Here is a 25,775-nt window from a genome sequence, read left to right on the forward strand (position 1 = left end):
ACCATGCAACGCAGAACCTTCCTCGCCGGCGGTGCGGCGCTTGCGGGCGCCTCGCTCGCGGCCACGCCGTTCGCTTTCGCGCAGGGCAAGCCCGAGACCACCAAGGTCGCCATCGCGGTCGGCGGCAAGAACCTGTTCTACTACCTGCCGCTGACGATCGCCGAGCGCCGCAACTACTTCAAGGACGAGGGGCTCGAAGTCGAGATTTCCGACTTCGCGGGCGGCTCGCAGGCGTTGAAGGCGGCGGTCGGCGGAAGCGCCGACGTGGTCTCCGGCGCGTTCGAACACACGCTGCTGTTGCAGGCGCAAAAGCAGATGTTCCGCGAATTCGTGCTGCAGGGCCGCGCGCCGCAGATCGTGCTCGCGGTGTCGAAGAAGACGATGCCGAACTACAAGTCGATCGCCGATCTGAAGGGCAAGAAGATCGGCGTGACCGCGCCGGGTTCGTCGACGTCGATCATGGCGAGCTTCGTCCTCGCGAAAGCCGGGCTCAGTCCGAAGGACGTCGCGTTCATCGGCGTGGGCGCCGGTGCCGGCGCGATCGCCGCGCTGCAGTCCGGGCAGATCGACGCGATCGCCAATCTCGATCCGGTCGTCACGCGCCTCGAGCGCGCCGGCGACGTGCGCGTCGTGTCGGATACCCGCACGCTCACCGATACGCACATCGTGTTCGGCGGCGACATGCCGGCGGGCTGCCTGTACGCATCGCAGTCGTTCATCACGAAGAATCCGAACACCACGCAGGCGCTGACCAATGCGATGGTGCGCGCGCTCAAGTGGCTGCAGAACGCGAGCGGCAGCGAACTGATCAACACGGTGCCGGAGAGCTATCTGCTCGGCGACCGCGCGCTCTATCTCGACGCGTGGCAGCACGTGCGCGAAGCGATGTCGCCCGACGGCCTGATGCCCGCCGACGGTCCCGCGACGTCGCTGAAGACGCTGAAAGCGTTCGATCCGGTGGTCCAGAACGCGCAGATCGATCTGTCGAAGACGTGGACCAACGACTTCGTGAAGAAGGCGCTCGCGACCGTCAAGGCATAAACGACGCGGCGCGCGCATAGGCGCATCGAATGGGACGTGGACAGGGCGATTCGCCGCGTCCACACCCGTCGCCCCAGCGTCGCCGCGACAACTCCCCGCTAACCCGATTCCCGAAGCGAGCCGTGCGATGACCGTTGCTGCCCTGGCGCTCGAAAACATCACCTGCACGTTCGCCGCGCGTGACAACCGCGCCCAGCGCTACACAGCAGTTAAGGACACGACGCTGCGTATCGAGCCCGGCGAGTTCGTGTCGGTCGTCGGGCCGACTGGCTGCGGCAAGTCCACGCTGCTGAACATCGGCGCGGGGCTGCTCCAGCCGTCGACGGGCGGCGTCAGCGTGTTCGGCGCAAAGCTCAGCGGCCTGAATCGCCGTGCGGGCTATATGTTCCAGGCAGATGCGCTGATGCCGTGGCGCTCGGCGCTCGACAACGTGATGGCCGGCCTGTTGTTTCACCGCGTGCCGGCCTCGGAAGCGCGCGCGAAGGCCGAAGAGTGGTTGAAGCGTGTCGGTCTCGGCGGCTTCGGCGACCGCTATCCGCATCAACTGTCGGGCGGCATGCGCAAGCGCGTCGCGATGGCGCAGACGCTGATCCTCGACCCCGACATCATCCTCATGGACGAGCCGTTTTCGGCGCTGGATATTCAAACGCGGCAACTGATGGAAAACGAGCTGCTCGATCTCTGGGCCGCGAAGCGCAAGGCCGTGCTGTTCATTACGCACGATCTCGACGAAGCGATCGCGATGTCGGATCGCGTGGTGGTACTGTCGGCCGGGCCTGCGACGCATCCGATCGGCGAGTTCCGGATCGATCTGCCGCGGCCGCGCGATGTCGCCGAAATCCGTTCGCATCCGCGCTTCGTCGAGTTGCATGCGCAGATATGGGGTGTGCTGCGCGATGAGGTGCTCAAGGGTTATCAGCAGCAACTGACCGCTGTTTAAATGTGCCGCGCATCCCCGCCTGCGCATCGAAAAGAAGACGTGTTCAATAATCGTCCAAGGCAAACCAAGTCATGTGGAAGACGTTGCGCCCGAGCCGGGCGAATCTGGTGATCTGGCAGTGGCTGCTGCTCGTGCTGTGCTTCGTGCTGTGGTACGTGCTGACGAGCCCGACGCTGATACCGCCGTTCTATTTCGACGATCCGAACAAGGCGGCGTTTTTCTTTGGCGAGCCGCAGAAAGTACTGCAGAGGATCTGGGAATGGTTCACGGGCGGCGAGATCTATCTGCATCTGTGGGTCACGCTCGTCGAGACCGTGCTCGCGTTCGTCTTTGGCACCGCGATCGGGCTCGGCGTCGGCCTGTGGCTCGCGCTCGCGCCGACCGCGAGCGCGCTGTTCGATCCGTACGTGAAGGCCGCGAACTCGATGCCGCGCGTGATTCTCGCGCCGATCTTCGGCGTGTGGTTCGGCCTCGGCATCTGGTCGAAGGTCGCACTCGGCGTCACGCTGGTGTTCTTCATCGTGTTCTTCAACGTCTACCAGGGCGTGAAGGAAGTGAGCCCGGTCGTGCTCGCGAACGCGCGTATGCTCGGCGCGAACCGCAAACAGCTGCTGCGTTTCGTCTATCTGCCGAGCGCGATGAGCTGGGTGTTTTCGAGCCTGCATACGTCGGTGGGGCTTGCGTTCGTCGGCTCGGTGGTGGGCGAGTATCTGGGCTCGGCGCGCGGTGTCGGCTATCTGATCCTGCAGGCCGAGGGCACCTTCGATATCAACACGGTGTTCGCGGGGATTCTGGTGTTGACCGCGTTCGCGCTGATTCTCGATGCGATCGTCGGGACCGCGGAGCGGCGTTTGATGAAGTGGCAGCCGCGCACCGGGGATACCGAGAAGCTGTGAACGTGGATCGCAAGCGGCGCGGCGGCCGAAATCGCAGTCGGCCGCCGCGCGGTTTTTGATGCTGCTTTATTGGTTGTGCTACGGCGTGATGACCACCTTGCCGATCACGCGGCGCTCGGCCATGTCGCGCAACGCGCGGCCGGTGTCGTCGAGCGAGTAGCGGGCCGACACGTAGGGCTTGAGCTTGCCTTCACGAATCCAGCCGGTCATCTGCTCGAATGCCGCGCGATTGCGCTGCGGCTCACGCTTTGCGAAGTCGCCCCAGAACACGCCGACCACGCTTGCGCCCTTGAGCAACATCAGGTTCAGCGGCAGCCTTGGAATCTCGCCATTCGCAAAGCCGACCACCAGATAACGCCCCCTCCAGCCGATGCTGCGAAACGCCGGCTCCGCATATACGCCGCCGACCGGGTCGTAGATCACGTCCGGACCTTTGCCGTCGGTGAGCGCCTTGATGCGCTCGCGCAGATCCTCGGTGTTGTAGTTGATCGTCGCGTCCGCGCCGTGCTTCACGCAGGTCGCGAGCTTTTCGTCGCTCGATGCCGCCGCGATCACGCGCGCGCCGAGCGCCTTGCCGATTTCGACCGCCGCCAGCCCGACTCCGCCGGCCGCGCCGAGCACGAGCATCGTCTCGCCCGGCTGCAGCGCGCCGCGATCGACCACCGCGTGATGCGAGGTGCCATACGCGAGCGTGAACGCGGCCGCGAGTTCGAACGACACGTCATCGTCGAGCGGCAGGCAGGCCGCGGCGGGCGCAAGCGCCTGCTCGGCAAAACCGCCGGAACCGGTGAACGCGGCCACGCGCGAACCAGGCTTGAACTGCGTGACGCCTTCGCCCACCGCGCGCACGATGCCCGCGGCTTCCGAACCGGGCGTGAACGGCAGCGGCGGCTTGAACTGGTATTTGTTCTCGATGATCAGCACGTCGGGAAAATTGACGGCCGCGGCCTTCACGTCGATCACGACGTGGCCAGGCGGCGCTTCGAGATCCGCCAGGTTGTCGACGACCAGACTCTCGGGCGGCCCGTACTGCTTGCAGCGAATCGCGCGCATCGTGTCTCCGTATCGTTCAGGGTTGGCACTGTTTTCGAGTGTAAAGTAAAGCGCACGACCGTGCGATTTATTGCGCTTCGGGTTACAACGTGCAGCGCGCTTTTGATGCGTCGCGCGCGCTTCTCGCGCAAGCCGTATTGCATTGCACAGCGCGAAGTACGCACACGATGCCGATTCATTGACGAGCGCGCACGGCCGCGCGTTCAGTGCAAAGCAGCATCTTTGCGTTCGATACAAGCATCCGCGCACCTGGAAAATACTGGCTCGCACGACGCTTGTGCACGCCACGCAGACACGCCGTCCATGTCGTTCGCGTGCCATCTTTCCTCGGTTACAATCGGCGCATGCGAATCCTACTCAGCAACGACGACGGTTATCTGGCGCCGGGCCTCGCCGCGCTTTACGAAGCGCTGAAGCCGATCGCCGACGTCACCGTGATGGCTCCCGAACAGAACTGCAGCGCCGCGTCGAATTCCCTGACGCTGTGGCGGCCGCTGTCGGTCCTGCGTTCGGCGAACGGTTTCTACTACGTGAACGGCACGCCGACCGACTCGGTGCACATCGCACTGACCGGCATGCTCGACCATACACCGGACCTCGTCGTGTCGGGTATCAACAACGGCCAGAACATGGGCGACGACACGCTGTATTCCGGCACCGTCGCAGCCGCCACCGAAGGCATCATGTTCGGGGTGCCGGCCATCGCGTTCTCGCTCGTCGACAAGGACTGGGCGCATCTCGAAGACGCGACCCGCGTTGCCGCCGAAATCGTCACGCACTATCTCGCGCGGCCGCTGCCGGGACATCCACTGCTGAACGTCAATATTCCTAACCTGCCGTATGACGAACTGCGCGGCTGGCAGATCACGCGACTCGGCAAACGTCATCCGTCGCAGCCGGTGATCCGCCAGACCAATCCGCGCGGCGAACCGATCTATTGGATCGGCGCCTCGGGCCAGGCGCGCGACGCGAGCGAAGGCACGGACTTCCATGCGGTGGCCAACGGCGCCGTGTCGATCACGCCGCTGCAGCTCGATCTGACCTACACGCAAATGCTGCCCGCGGCGCGCGACTGGCTGCGCGCCGGGAGCGGCAGTTCATGACCGGCGAGCGCGCGAAGCGCTTTCCGTTAGGTCTCGAGGACCTGGTGCGCGAACCGCGCCGGCCCGAGGGACGTCCGGGTGAGATGCGCGCGGCGGCGCTCGCGGCGAGCGCGGCGTTGAACACACGGCAGCAGTCGGCGAAACCGACGCAGGGCGGCGCGGCCGCACGGGCGCAAGCGAGGACCTCAGCTGCTGCGCAATCTACGCCGGCGACGCGACCCCAGGTGATTCCCCAGGCGAAGACGCAAAGCGCTTCGTTCGGTACGTCAACGGCGGCGACCGGTGCAATGCCGCCAAAGCCGCAAGCCGCGCCAGTCGCAAAGACAACGGCGAACTCGTTGGCTGGTGCATTGGCGGGGCAGCCTGTCAAGCAACCACCGAAGTCATCGGTCAAGCCAGGCAAAAACTCGACGCATGCGCCTCGCCACAGCGCACGCGCGACACCATCGCCACTTCAGTCGCAACTGCAGCAAAGCGCGAAACCCGCGCCGAACGCCGCGTTGGCCGGTGCAATGAGCGGCGCATTCGGCGGCGCGACCAGCGGCGCGATGAACAACGCCTTGGCGCTGACCTCGGAACGGGTTCGCGAACGCATGGTCGAACGCCTGCGAGCCAATGGCGTCAGCGATCAGCGTGTGCTGAACGCGATGGCGGCGGTGCCGCGCCACATGTTCGTCGATCCGGGTCTTGCGGCCCAGGCGTACGAAGATGCCGCGCTGCCGATCGGTCATCACCAGACTATCTCGAAGCCGTCGGTGGTTGCGCGAATGATCGAACTCGCGGCGGCCGGGCGCGCGCTCAACACGGTGCTCGAAATCGGCACCGGTTGCGGCTATCAGGCGGCGGTGCTGAGCCAGGTCGCGCGCGAGGTTTATTCGATCGAACGCATCAAGCCGCTGTCCGAGCGCGCGAAGACGAATCTGCGTCCGCTGCGCATTCCGAATATCCGGCTGCATTACGGCGACGGGCGGCTCGGTTTGCCGTCGGCGGCGCCGTTCGACGCGATCGTGATCGCGGCGGCCGGGCTCGACGTGCCGCAGGCGTTGCTCGAGCAGCTCGCGATCGGCGGACGTCTGGTTGCGCCGGTCGGCTCGCAGGAAGGACAGAGCCAGGTGCTGACGCTGGTCGAGCGCCTCGGCCCCGCGCAATGGCGCGAGTCGCGGCTTGATCGCGTTTTCTTTGTACCCTTAAAATCCGGAGTGATTTGACACCGATGAGTATGTTGCGCGCGATGCAGAGAACCACCCCGAATACCCCCCTGACCGTAACCCAGCGCAGCGTGTGCGTGCTCGCCTTGTCCCTGTTGATGACGGCCTGTGCATCCCGGCTCGACCAGGCGCCCGTCGTCGACCGCTCCGGCGGCGGCACGCTCGCCACCGCGCAGGGCGCGGCGCAACCGGCGGTGCCGCTCGGCCCGCCGCCGCCCGGCTACTATCGCGTGAAGCCGGGCGATACGCTGTACCGCATTGCGCTCGAAAACGGCCAGAATTACCGCGACATCTCGACGTGGAACAACCTCACCAACCCGAATCAGATCGAAGTCGACCAGCTGCTGCGCGTCGTGCCGCCGGGCGCGAATACCGCGGCCATGACGCCGGGCGTGTCGACCGCGCCGATCGGCAGCACGGGCGCGGTGCAAAGCGCACCGCTGAACAACAACGCGCCGGCCGTGGTCGGCGCCGCGATGCCGCCGCTCTACGGCGGCGCGACGAACGGTACGCCCGCGAATGGTGCGGTAGCTGCGCCTCCGGCCAATCCCTCTGCGGCGAGCGCCGACATCGGCAGCGCCGCGGCAGGCAACGTAGCATTTGCATGGCCGGTGCGCGGTCCGCTGCTCAACACGTTCAACGACTCGACCAACAAGGGCGTCAATATCGGCGGCTCCGCGGGCGAGCCGGTTAACGCGTCAGCCGATGGTCGCGTCGTCTATGCCGGAAATGGGCTGCGTGGTTACGGCAATCTCATTATCATCAAGCATGATGCAACTTATCTCACCGCGTATGCACACAACCGCGCTTTGATGGTAAAAGAGGGGGACGCGGTTACGAAAGGGCAGAAGATCGCAGAGATGGGCAATAGCGATTCCGACCGTGTGATGTTGCATTTCGAAGTTCGCCGACAGGGTAAACCAGTCGACCCACTGAAGTATTTGCCGCCGCAATAAGCGATACGACCATGCCGAAATCGAAGCGCCGCCCGCCGCAAGCCGAGTCTGAGACGATCAGCGAAGTCACGTCTGCCGCAGTGGACGAAAGCGGCGCTTCGGAAGTGGAAGAAGAGGTCGCGGAGGAGCGCGATCTCGACGAACGCCAGAGCGGCCTCGACGACAGCGAGAGCGCTGACGCGCGCGAAACCACCGGCGAGGCGCCGCCCGACGCCGACGATTTCCGCGCACTGCTGCAGGCCGAACTCACGGCCGACACGATCCAGCATTATCTGAATCGCATCAGCGTGAAGCCGTTGCTCACCGTCGAGGAAGAGCAGAAATATTCGCGTCTTGCCAAGGCCGGCGAGTTCGAAGCGCGGCAGGTAATGATCGAGCGCAATCTGCGGCTGGTCGTCAGCATTGCCAAGGGTTATCTGAATCGCGGCGTGCCGCTGCTCGATCTGATCGAGGAGGGCAACCTCGGCCTCATGCACGCGATCGAAAAATTCGATCCGACGCGCGGCTTCCGTTTCTCGACCTACGCGACGTGGTGGATCCGCCAGAGCATCGAGCGCGCGATCATGAACCAGGCGCGTACGGTGCGATTGCCCGTCCATGTGATTCGTGAGCTCAACCAGGTGTTGCGCGCGAAGCGCCATCTGGAAAAGAACTCGATGAATTCGGGGGAGGCGGCCGAGCGCCGCGACGCGAGCATCGACGACATCGCTTATCTGACCGGCAAGACCACCGACGAAGTCACCGACATCCTCGCGCTGAACGAGCACACCGCCTCGCTCGATGCGCCGCTCGATCTCGATCCGGCGAGCAGCCTGCTCGATCTGCTGTCGGACGACCAGAGCCAGTCGCCAGACGCCGAAGTGCAGCATCGCGAGCTTGAAACACTGACACGCGCATGGCTCGCGCGTTTGTCGGACAAGCACCGCCATGTGATCGAGCGGCGCTTCGGTCTGAATCACATCGAGCCCGCCACGCTCGAGGAGCTGGCCGACGAAATGGGCCTCACGCGCGAGCGTGTGCGCCAGATCCAACAGGAAGCGCTGGTGCGACTGAAGCGCTTCTTTGCCTCAAACGGTGTCCGCAAAGACGCCGTTCTCTGACCTGATGACACCGATTCTTGTTTTCGACATCGAGACGATTCCCGATGTCGCCGGCATCCGCCGGCTTGAAGATTTGCCCGCGTCGATGAGCGACGCCGATGTCGCCGAGCACGCGTTCGCCGCACGCCGCGAAAAAACTGGCAGCGATTTTCTGCCGCATCACCTCCAGCGGGTCGCGGCGATTTCCTGCGTGTTCCGTGACAACAACGGTTTTCGCGTGCGCTCGCTCGGTACGCCCGAGGACGGCGAGGCGACGCTCGTGCAGTCTTTCTATCGCGTGATCGAAAAGTACACGCCGCAACTCGTGTCGTGGAACGGCGGCGGTTTCGATCTGCCGGTGCTCAACTACCGCGCGCTCGTCAACGGCATCCCCGCCTACCGGTTCTGGGATCTCGGCGAGGACGACCGAGACTTCAAGTGGAACAACTACATCAGCCGCTACCACGCGCGACACACCGATCTGATGGACGTGCTCGCGATGTATCAGGCGCGCGCGAACGCGCCGCTCGACGCGCTCGCGAAGATGTGCGGCTTTCCGGGCAAGATGGGCATGGACGGCAGTCAGGTGTGGCAGGCGTTCCAGCAAGGGCGTATCGAGGAAATCCGCAATTACTGCGAGACCGACGTCGTCAATACGTACCTGCTGTATTGCCGCTTCCAACTGATGCGCGGTGGCTTTTCGCCGTCGGAGTATGCTGACGAGATCAACCTCGTGAAGAACGCGCTCGCGCTGGAAAGCGCGCCGCAGTGGGCCGAGTATCTGGCGGCGTTCGAGCAGTAAGCGCGCGCGAGCAGAGCATCCGCCGGGGAGCCGCAATCCGGGCCGCGATCCGCACTCGCTCCGCGTGTGGCCCGCACCGCATCGCAGGCAAGCCCGGCGCTTCGTCTACAATCTCGCCTTTCCCCCATAGTTTGTCAGGAAGTCCGCAGGTGTCCCGAACTGCCCCCCCACGTCGCTCGCCGCGGCGCTCATCGAAGCATGCCAGGGCGCACGCCCCGGCGCCGGCGCCCGTCATTACCGGCAACGAACCGCTCATCGAAATCGTTTCGCTCGATATGGAAGCGCGCGGCGTGGGCCGCACCACGAGCGAAGACGGCACGCCGGGCAAGGTCGTGTTCGTCGAAGGCGCGCTGCCGGGTGAACTCGTCAGTTATTCGACGCATCGCAGCAAGCCGAAATTCGAGCAGGCCGAAGTCGTCCAGGTGTTCCGCGAAAGCGTGATCCGCACGACGCCGAAATGCACGTACTTCAACATCTGCGGCGGCTGCTCGATGCAGCATCTCGACATGCGCGCGCAGGTGGCGGTCAAGCAGCGCGTGCTCGAGGACAGCCTGCAGCATCTGGCGAAGCTGCGCCCCGAAACGGTGTTCCGGCCGATTCACGGGCCGTCCTGGGGTTATCGCTATCGCGCGCGGCTCGCGGTGCGCTATCTGCCGGAGCGCGGCGGCATGCGCATCGGCTTTCACGAGAAGAAGAGCAGCTATATCGCCGACATGAAGACCTGCGAGGTGCTGCCGCCGCATGTGTCGGCGATGCTGATGCCGCTGCGTTTCATGGTCCGCAAGCTGTCTTTCTACGACCGCATACCGCAGCTCGAGCTCGCGGTCGGCTCGTCGGTCACGGCGCTCGTCGTGCGCAACCTCGAACCGCTGACGGCCGGGGACGAGCAGGTGCTGCGCGAGTTCGCGGACGAGCACAAGGTGCAGTTCTGGATCCAGCCGGGCGGTCCCGACACGGTCACGCCGCTTTATCCTCTCGACGTGCAGCTCGACTACACGCTGCCCGAATACGGCATCCGTATGCCATTCAAGCCAACTGATTTCACCCAGGTCAATCACGCGATCAACCGCGTGCTGGTGAGCCGCGCGCTGCGCCTGCTGGCGCCGGCACGCACCGACCGCGTGCTCGACCTGTTCTGCGGGATCGGCAACTTCACGCTGCCGCTCGCGCGAATCTCGCGGGAAGTGGTCGGCATCGAGGGTAGCGAAGTGCTGACCCAGCGCGCGCTCGCGAATGCGGAGCTGAATGGCGTCGCCGGGCATACGTCGTTCGCGTGCCGCAACCTGTTCGAAGTCACCGCCGACGACTTGCGCGCGCTCGGCCACTTCGACAAGTTCCTCGTCGATCCGCCGCGCGAAGGCGCGCTCGCGATCGCGAAGGCGCTCGCGGAGATCGCGCAGAACGGCAACGGGCCGCTGCCGACGCGCATCGTCTATGTGTCGTGCGCGCCGGCCACGCTCGCGCGCGATGCCGGGCTGCTCGTGCATGAGGCCGGCTATCGGCTGGTGGGCGCGGGCGTCGTCAATATGTTCCCGCATACGTCGCACGTGGAATCGATTGCGCTGTTCGAGCGCGATTGAGTCTCGCGGCGCGCATAAACGAAAACGCCACGACCGAGGTCGTGGCGTTTTCGTTTTCAGACGAAGGTCAGTGTGCCGTCGGCGCGTGAGGCGTCAGAACTGCCACCACGACTTCGCCGTGCCGGGCCGTGCGTGGCCGGTCACGTACGGGCTGTCGGGGAAGGTGCCGGCCAGCACGCGACGAGTGTCGTCGGCGAGTTGCTGGTTGTTCAGCTTCTCGTACGACAGGATCATGATGTGCAGCGCGTCTTCGATGGCCGGCGCGTTCTTGTACTCGCGCAATGCGAGCTGCGCACGGTTGATGGCGGCGACATAGGCGCCGCGGCGATAGTAGTAGTCCGCGGCGTGGACTTCGTGCGATGCAAGCGCATTCACGATGTACCGCATGCGCTGCGCTGCGTCCGCCGCGTACTTGCTGTTCGGGAAGCGGTCCACCACGACCTTGAACGCGTCATACGACTCGCGCAGCGACTTCGGATCGCGCTCGCTCATATCCTGGCCCGAGAAGCGGCCGAACAGACCGAGGTCGTCGTTGAAGTGGATCATGCCCTTCAGGTAATACGCGTAGGCGATGTCCGGATGATCCGGGTGCAGCTGGATGAAGCGGTCGATGGCCTGGTCGGCGGCGGCGTTTTCGTTGTCTTTCCAGTTGCAGTACGCGACGTTGATCTGCGCCTGCTGGGCGAAGTGGCCGAACGGGTCGCGGCCCTCGAGCAGCTCGAAATACTTCGCGCACTTGCCCCAGTCGCCACCGGTCAGGGCGTCGTTCGCCTCCGTATATAATTTGTTGTTGTTCCACGCTGCCGTTTCGTCGGTCTTCTCCGGCAGGCCGTGGCAAGCCGCAACAGCGACGACGGCCGCGGCGCATGCAATGTATCCGGCCACTTTCCGGGCCGCCTTCTTGATGGCCGCCAAATTGATCGCCGCTTCAGTGATGGTGTTCAAGGCTCGCATTTTCCAGTCTAGCTTTACGTCCAGGTGACCCAGATTCAATGACCCGCTCAAATACTCCAGGCGCCGCAGGCGCCGGGAATAGCAACGAAGATTATAGCGTAAGCGCCGACCCGGCCGACGCGTTGGGCGTCGATTCCCTCGACGACGATTTCTCCAGCGACGCGCTCGCCGCAAGCAGCCCGCAAGGCTCTGCGGCCGCGGCGGCACCCGTGCCCGTGCGCGTGGCCGACGAAGCGCCGCGCAGCGTCGTGGTACCCGACGAACTGGCCGGCGAGCGCCTCGACAAGGTGCTCGCCAAAGTATTCCCGGAGTTCTCGCGCAGCCGTCTGCAAAGCTGGATCGAGGCGCAGCGGGTGCGCGTCGACGGCAAGGCGGCGAAGATCCGCCAGCCGGTGCCGCTTGGCGCGACGATCGAGCTCGTGCCCGATCTGCTGCCAGAGCAGCTCGCCTTCACGCCCGAGCCGGTGCCGCTCGACATCGTCTACGAGGACGACACGCTCGTCGTCATCAACAAGCCGGCCGGCATGGTCGTGCATCCGGCGGCTGGCAACTGGAGCGGCACCGTGCTGAACGGGCTGCTCTACCGCTATGGCGAGTCCGCGGCGGGTCTGCCGCGCGCGGGCATCGTGCATCGGCTTGACAAGGAGACCTCGGGGCTGATGGTGGTCGCGCGCACGCTCGAGGCGCAGACCGACCTCGTGCGCCAGTTGCAGGCGCGCACGGTCAAGCGCCGCTACCTCGCGCTCGTGTGGGGCAACCTGCCCGAGGAAGGCACGATCGACGCGCCGATCGGCCGCGATCCGCGCGAGCGCACGCGCATGGCCGTCGTGACGGGCGCGGCCGGCAAGCCGGCGCGCACGCATTTCCGGCGCGTGGCCTCGGCGATCTGGCAGCGTCAGCCGGTCACGGCGATTCACTGCGATCTGGAGACGGGGCGCACGCATCAGATTCGCGTGCATTGCGCGCACATCGGTCATCCGTTGCTCGGCGATCCCGTGTACGGACGCGCGCGCGGCAAGCGCTCGGTCACGCCGCTGCCAGACGGCTTCGCGCGCCAGGCGCTGCACGCGTGGCGGCTCGGCCTGATTCATCCGAAGACCGGCCGCTCGATGCAATGGCGCGCCGACGTGCCGGCCGACATCGAGGCGTTGTCGGCCGCGCTCGGTCTGGGTCGCGACGACTCGGGCGAGTTTGACGATGCGTATGGCGAGGATGAGGACTGCGATGGATCGTTCGACGACGGCGCGTACGATGAAGACAGCGACCACGACGAGGACGATCACGCATGAGCACCAATCTCCCGGAGCTGGGTTTTGCCGATGTCGTGCAACCCGCATGGAACGTGTCGCCGCGCGTGCGCGCGCTCGTGACCACCCGCGACGGCGGCGTCAGCGACGCGCCGTTCGGCCGCTGGCGCGACGGCGCCGACCAGCCCGGCGGGCTGAATCTGGGCATGAAGACCGGCGACGATCCCGCCGCGGTCGCGAGCAATCGCGCACGGCTCGTCGCGCTTGCCGGTGTTCGCGAGGCCGCGTGGCTCGAACAGATCCATGGCGCCGGCATCGTCCGCGCCGAGGATGCGATCGCGCACGCGCGCGACCATGGTGCGCCGGCGCGCGCCGACGCGAGCGTCACCGATGGCGCGGGCATCGCGTGCGTCGTCATGGTCGCCGATTGCATGCCGGTGCTGTTGTGCGACGAAGCGGGGCGCGCGGTCGGCGCCGCGCATGCCGGGTGGCGCGGACTCGCGGCGGGCATCGTCGAGCAGACCGCCGCGCGGGTCGCGGCGCTGGCGGGTGTGCGGGCGAGCGAGCTGCATGCGTACCTCGGGCCGTCGATCGGGCCCACCGCATTCGAAGTCGGCGCAGACGTGCGTGACGCCTTCATGACCGGTGCCGACGATGCACAACGCGACGCGACCGCGCAGGCGTTCGTCGCGCATCCCGCGAATGCCGGCAAATATCTCGCCGATCTGCCGGCGCTGGCGCGCCTGCGCCTGCAGCGGCTCGGCCTAACGCGCATCAGCGGCGGCGATCTGTGCACGGTCACGTTGCGCGAGCGTTTTTATTCGTATCGCCGTGATCGCGAGACCGGTCGCATGGCCGCGTTGATCTGGATCGACGAACAGGCGCAATCAATTGCCGATTAATTCGGGATGGCGCGCGGACGCATCTTGTCATACTTTTAAAATCGAGCGGTGGTTTTATTTCGCGTGAATGCGCGCCGGGTCGTTATTCGCGAATCCCACGGCCGACCCGTCGCTGACGGCCCGTTCCCCGGGCTTCACACGCATTTTTTGTTGCGCTGCCGGAAGGCCCGTCGATAGCGCGAATCGCCCGCCGGCTGTGTGGGCGACCGAACGAATAAATATGCTTAATTGCCATGCGCCGTAGGAGTTTTTCGGATTTACCCGCGGCAGGCATCATTTGATTCGTTAAAGCGCGATTTGCCATACAGGGAAAACGATAATTAAAAAACTATCGCACTGCGGCAAAATCTGGAGCAAGCATTGACATGCCTTGTGATGGGGAGCAAGAATGTTCCTCCTAAGCTCCTCGTCGTTCATGGGACAGGGCGTGACGAAGTCGCGAGCAATCGCCACATGCGCACGGACCTGCCTCTCAACCCGTCCGCAAGGACTTACCGGTCAAAAGCAGGTATGGCAGCATCTCATTCCTCAGCTTCCCCCAGCACCGACTCCTCGAAGGAGCAGACGCAGCAGGCCGGTACGAGCGGTGCATCGTCAGCCGCAGGCATGCAGCAATTTCTCGACGCCTGGATGAACGCCTGGCGTTCGTTCGGCGCGCAGCCCGATGGCACGGCATTTCAGATGCCCTCAATGCCGCAGATGCCGGACCTTGCACAGATAACGGCGGGCTTCCCGCAAATACCGGCGTTTCCCGGCATGCCCGACTTCAGCAAGCTGGCCGCCGGTGCGTTGCCGTCGTTGCCGGCGCTGAGCATTCCCACCGCCGCGATTCCGCCCGAGCGTTTGCAGAAGCTGCAGACCGACTATTCGCGCGAGGCGATGGAGCTGATCCAGCAGGCCACCACGTCGGCGATCAAGGCGCCCGAGCTCAAGGACCGGCGCTTTAGCGCGGACGCCTGGAGCGCGGCGCCCGCCTACGCGTTCACCGCCGCGTGGTATCTGCTGAACGCGCGCTATCTGCAGCAGTTGGTCGACGCGCTCGACACCCAGCCGAAAACCCGCGAGCGCATTCGCTTCGCGGTCCAGCAGTGGACCGCGGCGGCCTCGCCGAGCAACTTCTTCGCGCTGAATCCCGAAGCGCAGAAAACGCTGCTCGACAGTAAAGGCGAGAGCTTGCGCCAGGGCGTGATGAACCTGCTCACCGACATGCAGCGCGGCAAGATTTCCCAAACCGACGAATCGCGTTTCGCGGTCGGCGAGAACCTCGCGAACACCGAAGGCTCGGTCGTGTTCGAGAACGATCTGCTGCAGCTGATCCAGTACAAGCCGCGCACGGCGACCGTGCGCGAGCGGCCGCTCCTGATCGTGCCGCCGTGCATCAACAAGTACTACATTCTCGACCTGCAACCCGAAAACTCTCTCGTCGCGCACGGGCTTGATTCGGGCCATCAGGTGTTCCTGGTTTCGTGGCGCAACGCGGATCAGTCCGTCGCGCACAAGACGTGGGACGACTACATCGGCGAGGGTGTGCTCACCTCGATCGACACCGTGCGCAAGATCAGCGGCCGCGAGCAGATCAATACGCTCGGCTTTTGCGTCGGCGGCACGATGCTCGCCACCGCGCTCGCGGTGGCTGCGGCGCGCGGCGAACATCCGGCCGCGTCGATGACGCTGCTCACCGCGATGCTCGACTTCTCCGACACGGGAGTGCTCGACGTGTTCGTCGACGAGGCGCACGTGCAGATGCGCGAGCAGAGCATCGGCGGCAAGAACGGCGCGCCGCCGGGACTGATGCGCGGCGTCGAGTTCGCGAACACGTTCTCGTTCCTGCGCCCGAACGACCTCGTGTGGAACTACGTCGTCGACAATTACCTGAAGGGCCGCACGCCGGTACCGTTCGACCTGCTGTACTGGAACAGCGACTCGACCAGTCTGCCTGGGCCGATGTACGTCTGGTATCTGCGCAACACGTATCTCGAGAACAAGCTGCGCGAGCCCGGTGCGCTGACCACCTGCGGCGAGCCGATCGATCTGTCGAAGATCGACGTGCCGACCTTCATCTACGGTTCGCGCGAAGACCATATCGTGCCGTGGCAAACCGCGTATGCGTCGGCGCCGCTGCTCACCGGGCCGCTAAAGTTCGTGCTCGGCGCGTCGGGCCATATTGCCGGCGTGATCAATCCGCCCGCGAAGAAAAAGCGCAGCTTCTGGAAGCTCGATACCGACGCGAAGACGCTGCCCGAAAGCGCGGACGAATGGTTCGACGCGGCGACCGAAGTGCCCGGCAGCTGGTGGCCGGAATGGACCGACTGGCTCGATCAGTACGGCGGCAAGAAAGTGAAGCCTCGCGCCAATTTGGGCTCCGACGAATTCCCGGTCATCGAGCCGGCGCCGGGCCGCTACGTGCGGCAACGGGAGTAGGTTCACGCACAGGCTCGACGCGCGCGTACGACATTGCTGTCGACGTCGACATAGTGCGCAGTCGGCCGGTGCATAGGTGTTTGGCAGGTGAATGAGCGTCTGGTTGATGAAGGCGTGAGAGCAACGCAAGTTGCAACGCAATTTTTTAACGTAACGGGCTGCGGCGGAGTTGGCCGGGATGCCCGGAGGATATGGAAATGACTGATGTTGTGATCGTATCGGCCGCTCGTACTGCAGTGGGCAAGTTTGGTGGGTCGCTGGCGAAGATTGCCGCACCTGAACTCGGCGCGCTCGCGGTGCGCGCCGTGCTCGAACGGGCAGGCGTGAAGCCGGAACAGGTGAGCGAAGTTATTCTGGGCCAGGTGCTGACGGCGGGCTCCGGTCAGAACCCCGCGCGTCAGGCGCTGATCAAGGCGGGTTTGCCGTCGGCCGTGCCGGGCATGACGATCAACAAGGTCTGCGGCTCAGGTCTGAAGGCCGTGATGCTCGCGGCCAACGCGATCGTCGCCGGTGACGCGGACATCGTCGTGGCAGGCGGCCAGGAAAACATGAGCGCCGCGCCGCACGTGCTGCCGGGTTCGCGCGACGGTTTCCGCATGGGCGACGCGAAGCTGATCGACTCGATGATCGTCGACGGCCTGTGGGACGTCTACAACCAGTACCACATGGGCGTGACGGCCGAGAACGTCGCGAAGGAGCACGGCATCACGCGCGAACAGCAGGACGCGTTCGCGGCGCTGTCGCAGAACAAGGCGGAAGCCGCGCAGAAGGCGGGGCGCTTCAACGACGAAATCGTGCCGGTCGAGATTCCGCAACGCAAGGGCGAGCCGCTGCGCTTCACCACCGACGAATTCGTGCGTCATGGCGTGACGGCCGAATCACTCGCGAGCCTGAAGCCGGCGTTCTCGAAGGAAGGCACGGTCACGGCGGCCAACGCATCGGGTCTGAACGACGGCGCAGCCGCGGTGCTCGTGATGTCGCTGAAAAAAGCGGAAGCGCTCGGCCTCACACCGCTCGCGCGTATCAAGGCATACGCAAACGCGGGTGTCGATCCGAAGGTGATGGGCATGGGCCCGGTACCGGCTTCGCGCCGTTGCCTCGAGCGCGCGGGCTGGACGCCGGCCGACCTCGACCTGATGGAAATCAACGAAGCGTTTGCCGCTCAGGCGCTCGCCGTGCACAAGCAGATGGGCTGGGACACGTCGAAGATCAACGTGAACGGCGGCGCGATCGCGATCGGCCACCCGATCGGCGCGTCCGGTTGCCGGATTCTCGTCACGCTGCTGTACGAAATGCAGAAGCGCGATGCGAAGAAGGGTCTGGCGTCGCTGTGTATCGGCGGCGGCATGGGTGTCGCGCTCGCGGTCGAGCGCGTTTAAAGTACGCTGGGTACGCCGCGCGCATTCGCGACCGGTCGCGCGCGGTCTTCGCCAGCACAGGCATCTGGCCGCGCCGCACGTCAACTGGCGGTGCGGCGCGTTGCAACAGGTGACTCGTGTCGGCAGTGCGCGTTGCCGGACGGTCGCCCGGCGGCAACGCGAACCAGCATCTGGCGAGGCGCGAGGCCGCCGGCAGGCGCCTCGACAACGATAACGGAGTGTGGTTTATGACACAGCGAATTGCGTACGTAACGGGCGGCATGGGCGGCATCGGCACCAGCATCTGCCAGCGTCTGCACAAGGAAGGCTTCAGGGTGATCGCCGGCTGCGGCCCGAATTCGCCGCGCCGTGCGAAGTGGCTCGACGAGCAGAAGGTACTCGGCTACGACTTCGTCGCCTCCGAGGGTAACGTCGGTGACTGGCAATCGACCAAGGACGCATTCGACAAGGTCAAGGCCGAAGTTGGCGAGATCGACGTGCTGGTCAACAATGCCGGCATCACGCGCGACGTCGTGTTCCGCAAGATGACGCACGAAGACTGGACGGCGGTGATCGACACTAATCTGACCAGCCTGTTCAACGTCACCAAGCAGGTGATCGACGGCATGGTCGAGCGGGGCTTTGGCCGGGTGATCAACATTTCGTCGGTGAACGGCCAGAAGGGCCAGTTCGGCCAGACCAATTATTCGACCGCGAAGGCCGGCATTCACGGCTTTACGATGTCGCTCGCACAGGAAGTCGCGACCAAGGGCGTGACGGTCAACACCGTGTCGCCGGGCTACATCGGCACCGACATGGTCAAGGCGATCCGCCCGGACGTGCTGGAAAAAATCGTCGCGACGATTCCGGTGCGCCGCCTCGGTCAGCCGGCCGAAATCGGCTCGATCGTCGCGTGGCTTGCGTCGGAAGAATCGGGCTTCGCCACGGGCGCCGATTTTTCGCTGAACGGCGGCTTGCATATGGGCTGAGCCATCAGTGCGCCGGACCGGAAGGCGGCGCGCTTCGGCTCAGATGGTTTCGCCGGCGTCCCGGCTGCGCAATGGATCCCGTTGCACAGCCCGGACGCCGTTTCCGCGTTTGCTTAACTCGAGCTTAAAGGCGTTACATGACTACTACTACAAAGAAAACGGCCGAACGACTGATCAAGAAATATCCGAATCGTCGGCTCTACGACACCGAGACGAGTACCTACATCACGCTGACTGATGTGAAGCAACTCGTGCTCGATCAGGAAGATTTCAAGGTGATCGATGCCAAAAGCAACGAGGACCTGACGCGCGCGATCCTGCTGCAGATCATTCTCGAAGAAGAGAGCGGCGGCCTGCCGATGTTCTCGTCGTCGATGCTATCGCAGATCATCCGGTTCTACGGTCATGCGATGCAGGGCATGATGGGCACGTATCTGGAAAAGAACATCCAGGCCTTCATCGACATTCAGGCGAAGCTTGCCGACCAGTCGAAGAATCTCTATGAAGGAAAGGCGATGAACCCCGAAGTCTGGTCGCAGTTCATGAACATGCAGGCGCCGATGATGCAGGGCATGATGACCAGCTACATCGAGCAATCGAAGAACATGTTCGTGCAGATGCAGGAACAGATGCAGAATCAGGCGAAGACCATGTTCGCCACGTTCCCGTTTACGCCGGGCGGCGCGGTCAATGCGGTCAATGCGAGCAATGCGAGCAATGCGAGCAATGTGAGCAATGTGAGCAATGTGAGCAATGTGAGCAATGCGCCGGCCACGCCGCAGGGCAATCCGGAGACGGAGAAGAAGTGAAGGAGTGAATGGCGGCGAGCTCGCGGGAGTGCAGCCGCCGACGCGCTACAATGGCGGCCCGCGCGTGGGGACGCTTTTCCGTCGGAAGCGGATTCCGGCCGCGGCTCGATGTCCGTTGCGTCCACTGCCGGCACACCGCTGCTTGCGCCGTTACCGTTTCTTCCGCTGGACCCGTCCTATGTTTCAGACCGTCTCCCTGATCGCGTCAGCGTCTTCCGTTGCGAAGGCCGCGCGGATCATTCTGCTCTGACCCGCCGTTCACCCACACCGCTCATGAGCCGGCTGTTTCTCGCCCCAATGGAAGGGCTCGCTGACTATGTGCTGCGCGACGTGCTGACGAGCGCGGGCGTTTTCGACGGCTGCGTGTCCGAGTTCATCCGCATCACAGGCTCGCTGCTGCCAACCCGCGTCTACGAGCGCGAGGCGCCCGAAATCCTGCACGCGAGCGTGACCGCCAGTGGCACGCCAATGGTGATCCAGCTGCTAGGCAGCGATCCCGAGTGGATGGCACGCAATGCCGCGTACGCGGCCATGCTGTCGCCCTACGGTATCGACCTGAACTTCGGCTGTCCCGCCAAAGTCGTCAATCAGCACGGCGGCGGCGCGATGCTGCTCGCGAACCCGAAGTTGCTGAACCAGATCGTCTCGGCCGTGCGCGTCGCGGTGCCTGCCGATATCGCGGTGACGGCAAAAATGCGCCTCGGCGTGTCCGACACGTCGCGGGCGATCGAATGCGCGCAGGCGCTCGCGGACGGCGGCGCGGCCTCGCTCGTCGTGCATGCGCGCACGCGCGACGACCGCTATCGGCCGCCTGCGCACTGGGAGTGGATCGCGCGCATCGACGACGCCGTCGACGTGCCCGTCATCGCGAACGGCGAAGTCTGGACGGTGGCGGACTGGCAGCGTTGCCGCTCGGTCAGCGGCTGCGCGGACGTGATGATCGGGCGCGGCGCCGTGTCGGATCCGTTCCTCGCGCAGCGAATCCGCGGGCTCATCGACCCGTGTCCATCTGCCGACGAATGGCAGCAGGTGCTGGGTTCCATCGTCGGCTACATGAACAAGCTGCGGGCGCATGGCACGCTGACCCATGAGCACGGCCGCGTCAAGAAGTGGCTCAGCTACCTGCAGAGGACCTGGCCACAAGCCGCCGAACTGCATGCGGCGATCCGGCGAGTGCAGGACTCTGACGAAATTCTTATGGTAATCGGCCAGGCGCTGGCGGCCGGAGACGCGTCGGCGCCGACGCGTCAGCACGTTTCCAGCGACGAAAATAGCGAGCTGAATCAACCCGGTCCTGCCGAACCCATCCCCGTTTGAAGACTAGAATTCAAAGACTTACGAGCGGTGGCGGTGGCGAACCGCTACAATTCAGGGTTTAACGTCTTCAAGCGGTTCCCCATGTCTTCCACCCCCTCGAACGCTCCGGCCGTGCCGGGCGCCACGCCGAAAGTCGGCTTCGTCTCTCTCGGCTGCCCGAAGCACAATTTATATATACCAGGCGACGATAGGGCATGAATGCAAAAGCCCCGCATCGGGCGGGGCTCAAGAGTAGTTGCAGTGCGTTCGGTCTAGAGCTTGTACATGGATTTGAGTTCGCGGACGAGGACACCAAAAGAAGCTGAGACGTAGCCCTTGGGGAAAGGTACATAGACGATGCCTGACAGGTTGCTAGGGATGCTGACGCCTTCTTCGTGCAGCAGGCAAACCCGCGCTCGCCCATACTTCCCGTGGAAAAATCCAATCTCGTGGATCACGTTTTCGCGAGCACGCGCTTGTCCGTCGCTGTCGAGGTCGTCGCCGGTCATTACGATTACTGCACTATCGCACTCGGCGGAATTTGCTTCTAACTTTTCGATGATGGTTTGGCCCGCGCTCGCTTCCTGGGCGAGTTCGATTGTTGAAAGTCCTATGTCCTTTTCAATGTAGGCTTGCACTTCGAGCCAGTCTTTCGAGCGCCCGTGAGAAACGAAAACGCGCTTTAACTCCTCGGTGCGCGCCGTTGCAGAGTGGACGAGTTCGCTATTCGCGCGAATCTCAATAATTTGGTCGACATCGCGAGCAAGCTGCTCGAGTTGCCCGCGCGAGTAATTGAACAATGGGGAGCCGTCCGGGTTCTTCGCAGCCATTTCCTGTAACGGCTTCGTCTGGATGACGTGGAAGTCGCCGTACAGGTCCGGTAGGAGTGTACGAAGCTGATCGACGAGCTCCGTAGCTTGCAGAAAATGGTGGGCGGACCCGGCGCCGAAGTTTGTTCGCAATCTTCCACCCGCGCGATCGACATTGATCTTTTCTTCTAGCTCCCTGGCGACAGCCTTGCGAATGCCAGCCAGTTTTGCCATCACTATCCCGACATTGCTCAATTCGATTCTCCGTCTCGTTAGATTGGCCTATGTTAGTGGCAATCTCAAGCGGCTGCGATCGGAAACCCTTTAAACGAGAACGGCGCCGAAGCGCCGTTTCTTTTTGTGCCGTCTCACGCCAACGGAGGTCTGATTGGCACACGGGATGCGTCATGAATGAAAACGGCGCCTTAACGGACGCTCACTCTACGTGTTCATACCTTTCGGTGGCCCCGAGTGCACGCGCAGGTGTCCCGATCCCTTTAGGAAGCCGCGATACGAGTTGATTGCGACGTTCCAAGCTGCAATGGCGACGCCGGCGCCTGAGTCGATTACGTTGCCATCTTTGTCCACTATGGCGAGCATAGCGGGTTCACCGTTCACGGTCGTCACGTGGAATCCGGCGTAGCTAATCGCGCTGATCACCGAATTTTGAAGGTCGCGAATCTCCGGTTCGTCGCTCTTAGCAATTTGTTGCGCTTCCATCTAGTTCCCGACTGTTCGTGCGCCCAGGATGTTGGGCGGCGTCCTCGCAGTCTACCGTTACGGTGGATTTGATTCAACTCTTTGTTTTAAAAGAGAAATTATCAGTTTGATAATCTGTTGTTTGAGACGCCGGAGGCGCTTCTGGCGCACATTCCAAAGCTTGGCGCTTTGTACCGGGCGCAGTTAGGGCGCAGTACGAGGGGTGCCACTCGATATTCATGCACCACTTGGCGGCTCGATTCCAGTCTGTCGAATCCCGTCTACCTCGATCAGTTCGACCCACTGCTCAGAGTCGAGCTCGTCAGCGGGGACATCCATGTTATTGCGATCGGCGTACGGTACGACGGTTACAAAGAACTGCGGCTCGTCGCCTTCCTCGAGCTCGACCTCCGGGTCCGTCGCCTCGTCGTAGACATCCTCAACAAAGATCTTTCCGCCTTTATCGTTTTCCCACACAGAGTATTGCTGCGGACATTCTATTGTCATAGTTCGATCCTCGATGATGCTGTTGATAAACGCCACAGCTGCGCCGTTTCTGCGTTCACGCGTACCTCCGTGGTCGTGCAGTGAATCGGATTGTATTGTAGTTGCCTGCATCGGCCACGGGTCGTCGCCGGAGGCATGCGCGTATGCCGGGAGAGAGGTGCGGAGCGCTGCGCCCGCCCTGCGCCCGGATGCATCCTGTCGATCCCGCAGGCGTTGTCTCCGTTGGGCACCTTGGGCGATGGCACGACAGATTTAGGATGTGTTCACGCTGGCGTCGTCGTGCGAAGATTCCGTTATCCGAGCCTGCCACAACTACTGAGCAAAATCGATTGAAAGCGATCAGCAAAAGATTCAACGAGGGGAAAGCTCTCGATGCTGTCCTCCGGCACATCGAGGCACGCGAGGGCGTCTGTCGCGGCGACGATGTTCGATCACCTGAACGGGACAGGCATGCCGCGCCGATTGATCTTGCTTGCACCATCGGCGGACGTCTCTTCGCGTTCGAACATACTGGGATCGAACCGTTCCCCGATCAGATCGCGATGACGGTACGGAACCGCCGCCTCTTCGGTCCGATCGAGAGCCGGCTCGCGAGTATCCTGCCCGGCACGGAATCGTTTGAACTGCATGTTCCGGTCGATGCAACAGTGGGATTGAAGCCCGCTCAGATCGCGAAAATTCAAGACGTGCTCGTGAAATGGGTGCGGGAGTCTGCGCTGACTTTCCCGATCGCGCCATATGGCCGCTACGTCACGCCGATTCAAAAGGTGACACTCACCGGGGTTCCTTTCGCCGTCTCGCTTCATCGCTTTGCCGTATTGGGGCCTCGTGGACGGTTCAGCGTTGCTTATCTGGTGGAAAGCAACATTGAGGCGGCAAGGTTCGATCGCATTAGGAAGTCATGTGACGACAAGTACGGGAAGCTCGCGGAGTGGAAGCGAGATCACGACGCATGTACCGTCTTGGTGCTCGAAGAAGACGACATCCAACTAACCAACCACGACCTTGTCGCAGACGCGTTGTCACGGGCGGAGAAAGGAAGGACAGATACGCCGGACGAGATTTACGTGGTTAGCACGTGTTGCGACGACGTCTGGTGGGTGACGTGTCTGCGACGAGACGGTAAACCCGGCTATGACGATAGTGAGCGCTATTTGGAGTGCGATCCATCAAAGCTCGTGCAGCTAACGGATCGCTGATTCGTGAGTCGGTGCGCTGTATCGCGGACCACCGGCCACGAGTTTCACGCGGTTCCGAGTCGACCGCCGGCATAAAGCTCGGCGTCGACAGTAGGGCTGGGCACAGGCCGCTTCGAGCGGCCTTTTTTGCGCCCCGCCGCCGCGTCGCTCACGTCCCTGCTGCGTGCCTGCTATCGCATCTTTTCGTGCCTGCCACAGGTCGTGACAGGAAAGTGGAACTGCGTGTGCGCCAAAGCTCGATCGAGCGGCACGAAACCATTCGACAAGGAGCACGATGGCAACCGAAAAAGGCGCCGGCACGAGATTCAAGCCCGGTCAATCAGGCAACCCTGCAGGCCCGGCGAAGTCGCTGGAGAAGGCCCGGCGAGCGCTCGCGCGTTTGATCGCCGATAACGCTGCGGAGCTGGTGGCGACGACGATGCGACTCGCGCTGGCCGGAAACGCTGAGTGTGCGGCCGCGTTGGTAATCATTCTCGCGTCGGGCTTCGAGGCGCCCCAGTCACTCAAGAACGCGGCGACCGGTCTTGGCACAAGCTCGGCGGCTCTGCCCTGCATCGACGGCGGTGCGGCATGAACGTTCAGCTCTACGTGCCCGACGTGCGCGTCGTGGTTTTCAAGACTATCGGGCGTCAGACTGTCGACGGTCAGACGCCGGTATCGCAACGTGTGCTCGACACGAACAGGACGATCGACCTGACGCCGTACCTTGGCGAAGCGGGGCGCCTGCTCGTTTCGAAGTCAGTCAGGGAGCCTGCGGGCGGGTTCTCGCTGACCGTGGCGGACAAACCATATACGCAGGGTGGTTCCCTCGAGTCGCTGTACGGGCTGATCGAGCCGCAGGATTTCATCGAGATCCGCATGCGACATAACGTGCCAAGTGCGTCGACGGGCAATCCAACCAAGCCGCCGATCCTGATGCGTGGATTCGTGTCCGAGATCTCGCGCAACCAGGCGATAGGCAACGACGGCCGTCCTCAACGCACCGTGACGATCGCCGGACAAGACATGGGCAAACTCTGGCAGATCATGCAGATCAAATACATGCCGGGCTACGTGGTGGGCGAAAACTATCTGTCTTCGTTCAAGCTGTTCGAGCGGTTCGGCGTGGGGTTTGTCACGACGCTGAAGGCAGCCGATTTTGTGGCGCAGGTTGTTCAGAAAATCATCAACCCGTTTCTTGGGTCGCTCATGCCGACGAATTCGCCGAATCCGACGGCCTTCAAGACCGATATATCCGTTGCGCACGGCACGGTCGACGTCGGCGGTGTGCAGAACCAGGAGGGCACAATCTATGGGCTGCTTTCCTCATTCGGCGATGTTGGGGCGTGGAACGAACTCTTCATTGAGGACCGTGAAGATGGCGCGTACGTCGTCTACCGGCCTGCACCACTCAAGGATCTCAATGGGAACCTGATACAGGGCGATGCGCTGGCGCTGATTCCTATCGACGTACCGGATGTGGACGTGATCAGCCTGAATGTCTCGCGCAGCGACTCGAACGTGGCGAATTACTATTGGACGCGGGCGCCGCGCTTCGAACTCGTGAGCGACATTCAGCAACAGCAGTTCGCGATCCAGGGCGCGACGGTCAACACGGTCGATTTCGGCCAGTATGCCAACTCGGCAGAGCAGTTTTACGGCGTGCGCGTCATGGAGACCACGACGCAGATGGGCGGTGACGACGTGACGACCATGTCTAGCGGACAGCCGGCGCCCCTGCAGGCGGCCCGCAACACGAGCATGGCAAACTGGATCAACGATCGGCGGGCGATCGTCGTCGCATCGAACAAGGACAATTCCCTGCTCGAAAGCGGCATGGCACGGATTCGCGCGAACGAACTCATCAAGCCGGGAAGCTACGTTCGGATTGTCCAGGGGGAATTCTCTTCAGTGCATTACGTCGTCGGCATCGATCTGGACTTCTGAA

Annotated in this window: 24 protein-coding genes; 19 read left to right on the forward strand and 5 right to left on the reverse strand. The window is 63.4% G+C overall.

Going from position 1 to position 25,775, the window contains the following annotated elements; all coding sequences use genetic code 11:
* Positions 1–3 precede the first annotated feature (3 nt).
* From OKW41_RS29680 to OKW41_RS29690, 3 genes are all read left to right on the forward strand, one after another.
* Complete coding sequence (locus tag OKW41_RS29680) at positions 4–1,041, forward strand: ABC transporter substrate-binding protein (protein WP_429574836.1); 1,038 nt, start codon at positions 4–6, stop codon at positions 1,039–1,041.
* A 127-nt stretch (positions 1,042–1,168) separates the two neighbouring features.
* Positions 1,169–1,981 carry an ABC transporter ATP-binding protein gene (locus OKW41_RS29685; protein ID WP_429574837.1) on the forward strand — a complete coding sequence of 271 codons (813 nt, stop codon included), beginning with the start codon at positions 1,169–1,171 and terminating at the stop codon, positions 1,979–1,981.
* 71 nt (positions 1,982–2,052) lie between these two features.
* A complete protein-coding gene (locus tag OKW41_RS29690) occupies positions 2,053–2,877 on the forward strand; it encodes an ABC transporter permease (RefSeq protein ID WP_429574838.1) in 825 nt (274 codons plus the stop codon).
* 78 nt (positions 2,878–2,955) lie between these two features.
* Here OKW41_RS29690 and OKW41_RS29695 read toward each other — a convergent pair whose 3' ends face one another.
* Entirely contained in the window at positions 2,956–3,930 is a 975-nt protein-coding gene (locus tag OKW41_RS29695; protein WP_429574839.1) for an NADPH:quinone oxidoreductase family protein, read from the reverse strand.
* A gap of 344 nt (positions 3,931–4,274) precedes the next feature.
* Between OKW41_RS29695 and surE the strand changes: the two genes are divergently transcribed.
* The 6 genes from surE to rlmD all read left to right on the forward strand — a co-directional run bounded on the left by surE (position 4,275) and on the right by rlmD (position 10,658).
* On the forward strand, positions 4,275–5,033 hold the full coding sequence (gene surE, locus OKW41_RS29700; RefSeq protein ID WP_429449638.1) for a 5'/3'-nucleotidase SurE: 759 nt from the start codon (positions 4,275–4,277) through the stop codon (positions 5,031–5,033).
* Complete coding sequence (locus OKW41_RS29705) at positions 5,030–6,241, forward strand: protein-L-isoaspartate(D-aspartate) O-methyltransferase (protein WP_429574840.1); 1,212 nt, start codon at positions 5,030–5,032, stop codon at positions 6,239–6,241. The genes surE and OKW41_RS29705 overlap by 4 nt, the downstream gene beginning before the upstream one ends.
* Before the next feature lie 5 nt (positions 6,242–6,246).
* Positions 6,247–7,197, forward strand: coding sequence for a peptidoglycan DD-metalloendopeptidase family protein (locus tag OKW41_RS29710; RefSeq protein ID WP_429449642.1), 951 nt, complete (start codon positions 6,247–6,249; stop codon positions 7,195–7,197).
* Positions 7,198–7,208: 11 nt separating this feature from the next.
* Positions 7,209–8,297 (forward strand): RNA polymerase sigma factor RpoS, encoded by a 1,089-nt coding sequence (rpoS, locus tag OKW41_RS29715; protein WP_018418126.1) that lies wholly within the window; start codon positions 7,209–7,211, stop codon positions 8,295–8,297.
* 4 nt (positions 8,298–8,301) lie between these two features.
* Positions 8,302–9,078 carry a 3'-5' exonuclease gene (locus OKW41_RS29720; protein WP_184064915.1) on the forward strand — a complete coding sequence of 259 codons (777 nt, stop codon included), beginning with the start codon at positions 8,302–8,304 and terminating at the stop codon, positions 9,076–9,078.
* A gap of 149 nt (positions 9,079–9,227) precedes the next feature.
* Positions 9,228–10,658, forward strand: coding sequence for a 23S rRNA (uracil(1939)-C(5))-methyltransferase RlmD (gene rlmD, locus OKW41_RS29725; RefSeq protein ID WP_429574841.1), 1,431 nt, complete (start codon positions 9,228–9,230; stop codon positions 10,656–10,658).
* 93 nt (positions 10,659–10,751) lie between these two features.
* On the opposite strand, the gene OKW41_RS29730 is transcribed toward rlmD, so the two are convergent.
* Positions 10,752–11,612 carry an outer membrane protein assembly factor BamD gene (locus OKW41_RS29730; RefSeq protein WP_090804648.1) on the reverse strand — a complete coding sequence of 287 codons (861 nt, stop codon included), beginning with the start codon at positions 11,610–11,612 and terminating at the stop codon, positions 10,752–10,754.
* Between the two features lie 38 nt (positions 11,613–11,650).
* On the opposite strand from OKW41_RS29730, the gene OKW41_RS29735 reads away from it, so the two are divergent.
* The 7 genes from OKW41_RS29735 to OKW41_RS29765 all read left to right on the forward strand — a co-directional run bounded on the left by OKW41_RS29735 (position 11,651) and on the right by OKW41_RS29765 (position 20,655).
* Positions 11,651–12,901, forward strand: coding sequence for an RluA family pseudouridine synthase (locus OKW41_RS29735; protein ID WP_429574842.1), 1,251 nt, complete (start codon positions 11,651–11,653; stop codon positions 12,899–12,901).
* Positions 12,898–13,761 carry a peptidoglycan editing factor PgeF gene (gene pgeF / locus OKW41_RS29740; RefSeq protein WP_429449647.1) on the forward strand — a complete coding sequence of 288 codons (864 nt, stop codon included), beginning with the start codon at positions 12,898–12,900 and terminating at the stop codon, positions 13,759–13,761. The genes OKW41_RS29735 and pgeF overlap by 4 nt, the downstream gene beginning before the upstream one ends.
* A 606-nt stretch (positions 13,762–14,367) precedes the next feature.
* Positions 14,368–16,182, forward strand: coding sequence for a class I poly(R)-hydroxyalkanoic acid synthase (gene phaC, locus OKW41_RS29745; RefSeq protein WP_429576505.1), 1,815 nt, complete (start codon positions 14,368–14,370; stop codon positions 16,180–16,182).
* A gap of 197 nt (positions 16,183–16,379) precedes the next feature.
* Positions 16,380–17,561 (forward strand): acetyl-CoA C-acetyltransferase, encoded by a 1,182-nt coding sequence (locus OKW41_RS29750; RefSeq protein ID WP_429449649.1) that lies wholly within the window; start codon positions 16,380–16,382, stop codon positions 17,559–17,561.
* Positions 17,562–17,788: 227 nt separating this feature from the next.
* The gene (locus OKW41_RS29755) at positions 17,789–18,529 is read left to right on the forward strand and encodes a 3-ketoacyl-ACP reductase (RefSeq protein WP_429449652.1); all 741 of its coding nucleotides are present in this window, start codon (positions 17,789–17,791) and stop codon (positions 18,527–18,529) included.
* A 137-nt stretch (positions 18,530–18,666) separates the two neighbouring features.
* Entirely contained in the window at positions 18,667–19,338 is a 672-nt protein-coding gene (phaR, locus tag OKW41_RS29760; RefSeq protein ID WP_429574843.1) for a polyhydroxyalkanoate synthesis repressor PhaR, read from the forward strand.
* A gap of 273 nt (positions 19,339–19,611) precedes the next feature.
* Positions 19,612–20,655 carry a tRNA dihydrouridine synthase gene (locus OKW41_RS29765; RefSeq protein ID WP_429574844.1) on the forward strand — a complete coding sequence of 348 codons (1,044 nt, stop codon included), beginning with the start codon at positions 19,612–19,614 and terminating at the stop codon, positions 20,653–20,655.
* Between the two features lie 251 nt (positions 20,656–20,906).
* Here OKW41_RS29765 and OKW41_RS29770 read toward each other — a convergent pair whose 3' ends face one another.
* From OKW41_RS29770 to OKW41_RS29780, 3 genes are all read right to left on the reverse strand, one after another.
* Positions 20,907–21,698, reverse strand: a complete 792-nt coding sequence (locus OKW41_RS29770; protein ID WP_429574845.1) for a TIR domain-containing protein — start codon at positions 21,696–21,698, stop codon at positions 20,907–20,909.
* A gap of 186 nt (positions 21,699–21,884) precedes the next feature.
* Positions 21,885–22,163 carry a hypothetical protein gene (locus OKW41_RS29775; protein ID WP_429574846.1) on the reverse strand — a complete coding sequence of 93 codons (279 nt, stop codon included), beginning with the start codon at positions 22,161–22,163 and terminating at the stop codon, positions 21,885–21,887.
* A 216-nt stretch (positions 22,164–22,379) separates the two neighbouring features.
* Complete coding sequence (locus OKW41_RS29780) at positions 22,380–22,685, reverse strand: hypothetical protein (protein ID WP_429574847.1); 306 nt, start codon at positions 22,683–22,685, stop codon at positions 22,380–22,382.
* 293 nt (positions 22,686–22,978) lie between these two features.
* Between OKW41_RS29780 and OKW41_RS29785 the strand changes: the two genes are divergently transcribed.
* The 3 genes from OKW41_RS29785 (at position 22,979) to OKW41_RS29795 (ending at position 25,774) form a co-directional block, all read left to right on the forward strand.
* The gene (locus OKW41_RS29785) at positions 22,979–23,848 is read left to right on the forward strand and encodes a hypothetical protein (protein WP_429574848.1); all 870 of its coding nucleotides are present in this window, start codon (positions 22,979–22,981) and stop codon (positions 23,846–23,848) included.
* Positions 23,849–24,122: 274 nt separating this feature from the next.
* The gene (locus tag OKW41_RS29790) at positions 24,123–24,422 is read left to right on the forward strand and encodes a DUF5681 domain-containing protein (protein ID WP_429574849.1); all 300 of its coding nucleotides are present in this window, start codon (positions 24,123–24,125) and stop codon (positions 24,420–24,422) included.
* Positions 24,419–25,774, forward strand: a complete 1,356-nt coding sequence (locus OKW41_RS29795; protein ID WP_429574850.1) for a hypothetical protein — start codon at positions 24,419–24,421, stop codon at positions 25,772–25,774. The genes OKW41_RS29790 and OKW41_RS29795 overlap by 4 nt, the downstream gene beginning before the upstream one ends.
* Position 25,775 lies beyond the last annotated feature (1 nt).

This window comes from Paraburkholderia sp. UCT70 (assembly GCF_050434085.1).
In the GTDB taxonomy this organism is placed as follows: Bacteria; Pseudomonadota; Gammaproteobacteria; order Burkholderiales; family Burkholderiaceae; genus Paraburkholderia; species Paraburkholderia tuberum.

What these genes read in the sequence shown, in the direction of transcription:
- OKW41_RS29680 (WP_429574836.1), top strand. Translation starts at nt 4, where the DNA reads ATGCAACGCAGAACCTTCCTCGCCGGCGGTGCGGCGCTTGCGGGCGCC.
- OKW41_RS29685 (WP_429574837.1), top strand. Translation starts at nt 1,169, where the DNA reads ATGACCGTTGCTGCCCTGGCGCTCGAAAACATCACCTGCACGTTCGCC.
- OKW41_RS29690 (WP_429574838.1), top strand. Translation starts at nt 2,053, where the DNA reads ATGTGGAAGACGTTGCGCCCGAGCCGGGCGAATCTGGTGATCTGGCAG.
- OKW41_RS29695 (WP_429574839.1), bottom strand. Translation starts at nt 3,930, where the DNA reads ATGCGCGCGATTCGCTGCAAGCAGTACGGGCCGCCCGAGAGTCTGGTC.
- surE (WP_429449638.1), top strand. Translation starts at nt 4,275, where the DNA reads ATGCGAATCCTACTCAGCAACGACGACGGTTATCTGGCGCCGGGCCTC.
- OKW41_RS29705 (WP_429574840.1), top strand. Translation starts at nt 5,030, where the DNA reads ATGACCGGCGAGCGCGCGAAGCGCTTTCCGTTAGGTCTCGAGGACCTG.
- OKW41_RS29710 (WP_429449642.1), top strand. Translation starts at nt 6,247, where the DNA reads ATGAGTATGTTGCGCGCGATGCAGAGAACCACCCCGAATACCCCCCTG.
- rpoS (WP_018418126.1), top strand. Translation starts at nt 7,209, where the DNA reads ATGCCGAAATCGAAGCGCCGCCCGCCGCAAGCCGAGTCTGAGACGATC.
- OKW41_RS29720 (WP_184064915.1), top strand. Translation starts at nt 8,302, where the DNA reads ATGACACCGATTCTTGTTTTCGACATCGAGACGATTCCCGATGTCGCC.
- OKW41_RS29730 (WP_090804648.1), bottom strand. Translation starts at nt 11,612, where the DNA reads ATGCGAGCCTTGAACACCATCACTGAAGCGGCGATCAATTTGGCGGCC.
- OKW41_RS29735 (WP_429574842.1), top strand. Translation starts at nt 11,651, where the DNA reads ATGACCCGCTCAAATACTCCAGGCGCCGCAGGCGCCGGGAATAGCAAC.
- pgeF (WP_429449647.1), top strand. Translation starts at nt 12,898, where the DNA reads ATGAGCACCAATCTCCCGGAGCTGGGTTTTGCCGATGTCGTGCAACCC.
- phaC (WP_429576505.1), top strand. Translation starts at nt 14,368, where the DNA reads ATGCAGCAATTTCTCGACGCCTGGATGAACGCCTGGCGTTCGTTCGGC.
- OKW41_RS29750 (WP_429449649.1), top strand. Translation starts at nt 16,380, where the DNA reads ATGACTGATGTTGTGATCGTATCGGCCGCTCGTACTGCAGTGGGCAAG.
- OKW41_RS29755 (WP_429449652.1), top strand. Translation starts at nt 17,789, where the DNA reads ATGACACAGCGAATTGCGTACGTAACGGGCGGCATGGGCGGCATCGGC.
- phaR (WP_429574843.1), top strand. Translation starts at nt 18,667, where the DNA reads ATGACTACTACTACAAAGAAAACGGCCGAACGACTGATCAAGAAATAT.
- OKW41_RS29765 (WP_429574844.1), top strand. Translation starts at nt 19,612, where the DNA reads ATGAGCCGGCTGTTTCTCGCCCCAATGGAAGGGCTCGCTGACTATGTG.
- OKW41_RS29775 (WP_429574846.1), bottom strand. Translation starts at nt 22,163, where the DNA reads ATGGAAGCGCAACAAATTGCTAAGAGCGACGAACCGGAGATTCGCGAC.
- OKW41_RS29790 (WP_429574849.1), top strand. Translation starts at nt 24,123, where the DNA reads ATGGCAACCGAAAAAGGCGCCGGCACGAGATTCAAGCCCGGTCAATCA.
- OKW41_RS29795 (WP_429574850.1), top strand. Translation starts at nt 24,419, where the DNA reads ATGAACGTTCAGCTCTACGTGCCCGACGTGCGCGTCGTGGTTTTCAAG.